At 59.8% G+C, this 8,350-nt stretch carries 5 protein-coding genes; all 5 read left to right on the top strand.

Annotation, left to right across the window (positions count from 1 at the left end; translation table 11 throughout):
- Positions 1-896 (top strand): MFS transporter (locus ACIREA_RS20670; RefSeq protein ID WP_397384242.1); only part of this gene is annotated, 896 nt, incomplete at its 5' end.
- The gene (locus tag ACIREA_RS20665) at positions 893-2,149 is read left to right on the top strand and encodes a hypothetical protein (protein ID WP_397384241.1); all 1,257 of its coding nucleotides are present in this window, start codon (positions 893-895) and stop codon (positions 2,147-2,149) included. The genes ACIREA_RS20670 and ACIREA_RS20665, both read left to right, overlap by 4 nt.
- Positions 2,150-2,489: 340 nt before the next feature.
- Positions 2,490-5,606: a PSD1 and planctomycete cytochrome C domain-containing protein gene (locus ACIREA_RS20660; protein WP_397384240.1), complete on the top strand. Its 3,117-nt coding sequence runs from the start codon at positions 2,490-2,492 to the stop codon at positions 5,604-5,606.
- 1 nt (position 5,607) lies between these two features.
- A complete protein-coding gene (locus tag ACIREA_RS20655; protein WP_397384239.1) occupies positions 5,608-7,002 on the top strand; it encodes a DUF1501 domain-containing protein in 1,395 nt (464 codons plus the stop codon).
- Between the two features lie 33 nt (positions 7,003-7,035).
- Positions 7,036-8,196, top strand: a complete 1,161-nt coding sequence (locus ACIREA_RS20650) for a TolB family protein (RefSeq protein ID WP_397384238.1) — start codon at positions 7,036-7,038, stop codon at positions 8,194-8,196.
- The last annotated feature ends 154 nt before the right edge of the window (positions 8,197-8,350 follow it).

Genomic DNA, 8,350 nt, shown 5'->3' with positions numbered 1-8,350 from the left:
GCCACTGGCCCTGCGGTATTCGCACCACGCGGGCACTGCTGGATGCGCGCGAGCGTTCCTTCGGCAACAGCGTGCTGCAGAGCGGCACCTCCATTGGCGCGATCATCACGCCTCTGATCATGAGCGGGCTCATGACGGCCGAGCTCGGTAGCTGGCGCACGGCGTTTCAAGTGGTTGGCATCACCGGCTTTGGCTGGCTGGTGCTTTGGTTTGCCCTCGTGCGCAAGGCGGACTTGCCTGCACCGGTTCGTGTGAGTGAGACCACGGACAAGAGCGATGGCACCAGCCTTTGGAGCGTCATTTTCAGCCGTCGCATGCTCATCATTTTTGTGGTCATCGCGGGGATCAACACGACGTGGCAGATCCTGCGTGCATGGCTGCCCAAGATTTTGCAGGAAGGCCGTGGCTACTCCGAAGCGGACACGCTGTGGTTCACCTCGGCATGGTATCTGGCCACGGACGTGGGCTGTCTCGGTGCCGGAGCGCTCGCCGTGTGGCTGGGGCGACGCAAACTATCGGTGCATGCGGCGCGTGTGATTGTCTTTGCGGGTTGCGGGGCCTTGTGTGCCTCCTGTGCATTCACGCCATGGCTGGAGCATGGGTGGGTGTTGCTCGCGGTGTTCATGCTCGCGGGTGCCGGGGCGCTGGGTGTGTTTCCGTTGTATCATGCTTTCACGCAGGACCTGTCGGGACGACATCAGGGCAAGATCACCGGCATTGCAGGAGTCGTCGCGTGGGTGCTGCCGGCGCAGGCGCAGCAGTTCTTTGGCAGGCTCGCGGATCGCACGCATTCGTTTGATCAGGGGCTGATGCTGGCCTCGTGCCTGCCGCTCATCGCGGTGCTGCCGCTGTGGCTGTTTTGGGAAAACAAATCGGAACGTTCTTCATCATCATGAGCTCATCATCCTGGACCCGCCGCACCTTTCTCATGGCCAGTGCTGCCGCCGCAGCCACGGCGCATGCCGCACCCAAGCCAGCACGCAAAAAGGTCGCGCTCATCGCCACGGTGATGTTCAAGAACTCACATGCGATGCATTTTGTGGACCGGCTTGCCATGGGCTACGTGTGGGCCGGGCAGTGGCTGCCGCCGCAGACGGATCTGGTGTCACTGTACGTTGCGCAGTTTCCGGAGACCGATCTCGCGCGGGGGCGTTCCGAGCGTTATCACATTCCAATTTATTCCAGCATCGCCGAGGCGCTCACGCTTGGCACAGGCAAGCTCGCGGTGGATGGGGTCGTCCTCATTGGTGAGCACGGCGACTACCCTGAGAATGAGAAGGGGCAGACGCTCTATCCGCGCTACGAGTTCTTCAAAGAAATCGTGAAAGTCTTTGAGGCCAGCGGGCGCAGCGTGCCCGTCTTCAACGACAAGCATCTCTCCACCGACTGGAGCAAATGCACCGAGATGGTGGCCGATGCGAAACGGCTCGGTTTTCCCTTTCTCGCGGGATCCTCATTGCCTGTGACACGTCGCCTGCCTGCCGTGGATCTGCCTTGGGGCGCGCCGCTGGCTGAGAGCGTGGCCGTCGGCTATGGGGGCGTCGAGAAATACGATTTCCACGGTCTGGAAACCGCGCAGTGCATGTCTGAGCGCCGCCGTGGTGGTGAGGTGGGAATCAAGAGCGTGCTGGCCCTGCGTGGTGCGAAGATGTGGGAGCATGCCGCCACGCGGAAGAACACGCAGCGCCTGCTTGGCGCTGCTCTCACGCGCAGCCATACCTGGCCGGTGGAAGGGTATCCTTTGGAGCGGGTGAGCTTTGAGTGGGCGCGCAAAACCTTCCCCGATGCCTTCGCCTACTTCATCGAACATCGCGATGGCTTCCACACCACGCTCTTCATGCTGCCGGTGCGGGACTTCAACTATGCGGGGCTGAACTCCGAGACGGGCGAGATCACCTCCTGCCAGATGTTTCTGCCGATGCCGGGATCAAGCGCGACCACCGCCGACTTCTTCAATCCTCTCGTCCATCACATCGAAGACATGATCCTGCACAACCGTGCGCCTTATCCGGTGGAGCGTACGCTGCTCACATCTGGCATGCTGATCGCGGCGGTGGAGTCGTTGTATCGCAAGGGCGAGGTCATTCAGACACCGGAGATGGGGGTGCCCTACACAGTGCCGAAGGAGTCGCTGTACTGGCGCGAGTGACCGGGAAAATCATTGCAGTGGAAGGCGCAGGCAGGCGGCTTCGCGGTCATTGCGCACGCCGGGTTTCCAGCTCATGGTCTGGGTGGGGTGCTCACGGCTTAACTTACGGCAGCGAATGTTCTGATCAAGTCAGCGGCGGCCAACTGCATCGAGCCCGGGGATGCGGCCCAGAGGATCAAGCAGGTGGCGAACTCCGTGAAAATTTTTGATCGGATATTACCATTTTTTGCGGGCAGGGTCACAGAGAGATGGCTTTCTGGCGGCGTTGGTTCCTTTGCATGAACTCATTCCGCATCATCGCCACGCCTGCTGCTCAAGACCGATGAAGTCCTTCGCCACCATGGCATGTCTGCTCACCGCCTCAGTCATGGGCGCGGAGGACATCTTCGTCTCAAAGGTGGAGCCCCTGCTGAAACAGCGCTGCTTTGAGTGCCATTCACATGAGGGAAAAATCAAAGGCGGCCTCGCTCTTGACTCGAAGTCAGGCTGGGAAAAAGGGGGCGAGAGCGGACCCGCTATTATTCCTGGGAAGCCGGAAGCAAGCCTGCTGATGCAGGCGCTGAGTCATGCAGAAAAGGATGTCAAAATGCCGCCGAAGAAGATGCTTCCTACTTCGGAGATTGCTGTGTTTGGGGAATGGATCCGGCTGGGGGCTCCCGATCCGCGCGTGTCAGAAGTCAAGAACAGCCAGGATCTGGCAGCAGGCGACACTTGGGATGTTGAGTTCCACAAGCGCCTCGACTGGTGGAGCCTCAAGCCCATGCGTAAAGTCGAACCGCCGAAGGTGGATGATGTGGCATGGTCGAAAGAGCCGGTGGATCGTTTCGTGCGTGCGGCGTTGTCTGCCGCCAAACTCCAGCCTGCGCCCCCTGCGGAGCCTGGCGTGTTGAGGCGGCGGCTTTCATTTGTGCTCACCGGGCTGCCGCCATCATCGGCATCAGCATCCTTGTCTGACGAGGTCTATGTGGACACGCTGCTGCAAAGCCCGCGTTTTGGGGAGCACTTCGCACGGCATTGGATGGACGTCGTGCGCTACACGGACACCTACGGCTACGAATGGGACAATCCGGCCAAGGGTGCCTATGAGTACCGTGACTACCTCATCCGCGCCTTCAATGACGACATCAGTTTCGCTCAGTTCCTGCGCGAGCAGATCGCGGGAGATCTTCTGCCGAGGCCGCGAATCAACACCGCCTCACAAACCAACGAAAGCCTCGTCGGCCCCATGTTTTATCATCTGGGCGAACACCGCCACGGCAGCAGCCTGATGTTCAACGGCATTCATCAGGAGATGGTGAACAACAAGATCGACGCCTTTTCCAAAGCTTTCCTCGCCACCACCGTGGCCTGCGCACGCTGCCACGATCACAAGCTCGAAGCCGTATCGCAGCACGACTATTACGCTCTTGCCGCCATCTTCACCACGCCGCGCTGGACTTCCCGTGTGATCGATGCGCCAAATAAAAACGATGCGGTCATCGCGAAGCTCAAAGACCTGCGCGCGGCGATCCGTGCCGAGATTGCAGTTGCGTGGAAAAAGCCGTTCGAGGCTCCCTTCCTCAAAGAGTGGGGGGAGACGCACAGTGCCGCTTTGAAGGGAGTCGGTGCACCGCTGGCAGCGCCAGATCAGTTCACACAAAAAGCTGCCGAGTGGCGCAAGACCCGCGTGGCCGCACAAAACGCCAATGCCATGTTCAAACCCTTGGCCGATCCTGCCAAGGCGCAGCTTCCCCACGGCTGGGTGATGGAGGGCGATGGGATGAAGCACGGCTTTGCTGAAGCAGGCACGCCCCTCATCGCGCTCGAAGGCGATGCCGTCATTGCGAGTCTCCTGCCGCGTGGCTGGCACACGCACGCCTTGTCCTCCAAGCTGCCCGGAGCGCTGCGCATGCCGCCTGAGCATCTCATTCCGGGCAGTTTCGTGAGCCTTGATCTCGCAGGCGGGGAATTCGGCGGCCAGCTTGTGATCGATGACCATGCGTTTCAAAATGAAACCATCGCTTTCTACACCAACATCATCCCCGCATGGCGGACCTTCGCCGATGCCGAGCTGAAGAATGGGGTGCAGCAGGTCACGGTGGAGTTTGCCACCTCGTCGTTGAATCCGAATTTCCCACCGCGAACGGGTCTGGCAAAGGGGCTCAAAAATGACGACTTTGGCTACGATAAACGCAGCTGGCTGAGTGTCTGTGGCATTGTCTCGCATGACAAGGCAGGCACGCCGCAGGATGAACAGGATGCATTTGCCGGTTTGTATGATGCTGCCGGTTCACCGGATTCCTGGCAGCGCATCGCGGCCTGGTTTAACTCGGCCGTTGCTCGGTGGTGTGACGGCAAAACGCAGCCCGGAGATCAGCCTGTTCTAGACTGGCTGCTCACCAGCGGTTTGCTGCCAAACAAGGCCGAACCCGGAAGCAGGCTCGCGACACTGGTGGCCGAATATCGGAGCGTCGAGGCAGGCATCAATTTTCCGCGAACGGTCAACAGCATGGACCAGCGGGAAACGGCTCAGGCCAGTTACCCGCTTAACGTGCGCGGAAATGTGGATGTGCCTGGCACGCTGGTACAGCCGGGATTTTTGAAAATGCTGGACCCCAGAGCGCGAGTGTCAGACCGACTGGCACTTGCAGAGTCACTGCTGGATCCCGAGCATCCGCTGACGGCCCGTGTCTATGTGAACCGAGTATGGCAGTGGCTCTTCGGCGCCGGACTCGTGGCCACCCCGGATGATTTCGGACGACTCGGGGTCAAGCCTTCGCATCCTGAGCTGCTCGACTGGCTGGCACGCGAGTTCATTCGCGAAGGCTGGTCCACCAAGAAACTGGTGCGGCGACTTGTTTTGAGCCAGACCTTCCGCCAGTCCGGGCTCGTGGCCGATGCCGCGCGCGAACGTGATCCAGAGAACCGACTGCTGCACCACTACGCTACACGGCGGCTGGAGGCGGAGGCCATTCGAGACTCACTGCTTGCGATTTCCGGTCGTCTAGACTCCCAGCTTTATGGCCGCCCTGTCCTGCCGTTTCGCAGTGTCGAGGACGCTGCCAAGCGCCTTTTCAGCGGTCCGCTCGATGGTCAGGGCCGCCGCTCGATCTATCTGCAGATGTCCATCATGGACCCGCCGAAATTTCTCGTCGGCTTCAATCTGCCAGATCTGAAACTGCCTGCTGGCAGACGAGACGTGACGAATGTTCCCTCCCAGGCGCTGATCATGCTGAATGATCCGTTTGTGAACGAGATGGCAAAATGCTGGGCGGCTGGTTTGTTAAAGGATAAGGACGTGAACCGCGAAGACCGCGTGCGTCAGATGTTCGGGCAGGCTTTGGCTCGTGCGCCTAACGCAGCCGAACTGAAACGCTGGATAGTCGCCTTGCAGGATTTTGGCGGTGACACGCCAGATGCATGGGAACGCCTCGCCCATGCGTTATTCAACACCAAGGAGTTTCTCTACTACCGCTGAAATGTTGCCGCATGATCATCATCATCTTTGCACGCGCCGCCAGATTCTGGCAGGTGCTGCCGCGGGCTTTGGCATGCTGGCGCTGCGTGCGATGGCGGGTGTGCCGCTGCACCGCCGAGCACGGGCGAAGAACATCATCTTCTGCTTCATGGACGGCGGTCCCAGCCATGTGGACACCTTTGATCCCAAGCCCATGCTCAAGAAGTTCGAGGGCAAAGCCATCGGCAGTGGCGCGGTGTCAAAGCGCTCGCAGTCAAATGCTGGCCGCGTCTGGTTTGGCAGTCCGTGGGAGTTCAAGCAGCGCGGGCAGAGCGGCTTGTGGGTGAGCGAACTTTTTCCGCACATCGCGCAGGTGGCGGACAAGCTGTGTGTCGTGCGTTCCATGGTCGGCGAACTGCCGCTGCATGGTCAGCAGAATTTGCTGCTGCACACGGGTCGAATCCTTGGCCAGGCGCCGAGCATCGGCTCCTGGGTCTCCTATGGCCTCGGCACGGAAAATCACAATCTGCCGGGCTACGTCGTGCTCAACAACGACTGGGTGCCAAACGGCGGGCTCGAAAACTTCGGCAGTTCTTTCCTGCCCGCGAGTCATCAGGCCACCATGGTTCGCGCCAAGGGCGTGCCGGTCGATAACATTGCTCCGCATGATGAGGCGGTCATCCAGCGGCGCAAACTCGCGCTGCTGGCACAGCAGGACGCCGAGTTCGCGGCGGGAGCTTCTGATGCGCAAGTCATTGAAGGAGCGATCGCGAACTACGAGACCGCGTTTCGCATGCAAAGCGCGGTTCCAAGTATTGCGGACATCGCCGGCGAACCTGAGTACATTCGCAGGCTCTACGGCGTGGATTCCACCGACGAACATCAGCGCTTTTATGCCACCCAGGCCCTGCGTGCGCGGCGCTTGGTGGAGGCAGGGGTGCGATTTGTCGAAATCACCTGTCCGAGTTTCGATGGCAACAATTCGCCCTGGGATCAGCACGGGCAGATTCGCCAAAATCACGCCAAAAATGCGCGCATCACCGATCAATCCGTCGCCGCGCTCATCAGCGATCTTGATCAGCGTGGCCTGCTTGATGAAACCATCGTGCTCTGGGCCGGCGAGATGGGCCGCACTCCGCATACGCCCAAAATCAGCGAATCGTGTGGTCGCGATCACCATGTGAACGGCTACAGCATCTTCATGGCAGGCGGCGGTTTCAAAGGCGGCATGGCCTTCGGTGAAACTGACGAGTTCGGCAACTCTGTCGCCAGCGATCCCGTGGACATCCATGACATCCATGCCACGCTTCTGCATCAAATGGGTGTGGATCACGAGAAACTCATCTTCCGCCACGGTGGTCGCGATCAGCGACTTACCGACGTGCATGGGCGCGTGCTGCGCGAGTTGACAGCTTGAATTGACACGCCTTACGCGCTCTTTCTTAGCGCCATGAAATCCATCGTTGCATTCCTTTCATTGATGACTGCACACGGCCTTGCAGCCGACCCTGTCGCAGCTTGGTCCAAAGATGTCACCATCAAGCCGGTGGCTTCTACTGAAGGGCGGCATACCACGCACAGCTACTACCTGACCAATCCAGAAAGCCCGGATGGCAAGCGTGTGCTGTTTTTCACTTCCACCGATGCGCAGGGCCATCTGGGTGAAGTCCGCATGATGGAGCGTTCAACGGGAAAGGAGACGGTGCTGGCTGACAACGTGCATACGGAGGATGCGCATCGCGTTGCTTGTCAGCAATGGCTCTCCGGCGGCAAACGCGTCGCGTTTCATGAAGTGATCGACAAAAAGTGGCGCGTGGTCGTGGTGGATGTGGAGACGCTGAAGAAAACGATTGTCGCTGAAGACCATCAGGTAGGTTTTGGCAGGCCGGAAGGAAATCTGCTGCCCATGTATGGCTGCCATTGGAATCCGGGGCCGTATCGCGATCTCGAAGTGTGGGATGCGTCCACTGGCAAGATCAGTGCCATGGCAAAGATCAGCGAGGTGGAGGCCAAGTACGGTGACTGGCTGCAGAAGGAGTTCGCTGGCAAGCCCTGCTCCATCTTTTTTCCTGTGCTCAGTCCGGATCTGAAGCGCGTGTTTTTCAAGGTCGCCGCAGGCAATGGCGGGGACAACTACATGTCCAGCGGTGCCAGCCATCGCCAGGGCACGGTGGTCTATGATTTTGAAAAGGCGGCCTGCGTCTGGCAGCGCAACCAGTGGGGCCATCCGGCGTGGACACCGGACTCACAGCACATCTTTGAAGCCGGAAACATCAGCTTCGATATCGCTGACAACCCGGCCAAATACACCCGCCTCAAAGAGGTGCCCGTCCTCAGCGGCACGCATCCTTCCGTGAGTCAGGATGGCAGCCTCATGGTCACCGATGGCATGAGCAAAAACGCCGGCGGCAAAGGCGATGAGTGGGGCATTCAGGTGGCGGACATGAACGGGGGCAAATGGGTGCTGCTGCAGAGCTTTGCGCAAAACGGCGGCGCCAAATCCTGGCGGCGCAATCACCCGCATCCCGTCTTCAGCGCGGACGGCAAACGTATCTACTACAATGTCAGCGATGGCCCCTTCACCCGGCTGATGGTGGCGGAACGTCCGTAATGTGTGCCGCGCTGGTGGCGTTGGTAGCCCATGAAAATCTTCGCCGCATGGCTGTTCGCATTGTCGTTGTCCGGGTTGGTCGCGCAGGAGTTTGAGCCCAAAAATCTGCAACGCATCGTCGCCATCGAGAATGTGTGTGCGTGGCCGAATCTCA

The sequence above is a fragment of the Prosthecobacter sp. genome, assembly GCF_044373815.1.
Classification (GTDB): Bacteria; Verrucomicrobiota; Verrucomicrobiia; order Verrucomicrobiales; family Verrucomicrobiaceae; genus Prosthecobacter.
The sequence above is the reverse complement of the archived record's forward strand: the minus strand, read 5'-3'. Positions and strand labels throughout refer to the sequence as shown.

What these genes read in the sequence shown, in the direction of transcription:
- ACIREA_RS20660 (WP_397384240.1), top strand. Translation starts at nt 2,490, where the DNA reads ATGGCATGTCTGCTCACCGCCTCAGTCATGGGCGCGGAGGACATCTTC.
- ACIREA_RS20650 (WP_397384238.1), top strand. Translation starts at nt 7,036, where the DNA reads ATGAAATCCATCGTTGCATTCCTTTCATTGATGACTGCACACGGCCTT.
- ACIREA_RS20665 (WP_397384241.1), top strand. Translation starts at nt 893, where the DNA reads ATGAGCTCATCATCCTGGACCCGCCGCACCTTTCTCATGGCCAGTGCT.
- ACIREA_RS20655 (WP_397384239.1), top strand. Translation starts at nt 5,608, where the DNA reads ATGTTGCCGCATGATCATCATCATCTTTGCACGCGCCGCCAGATTCTG.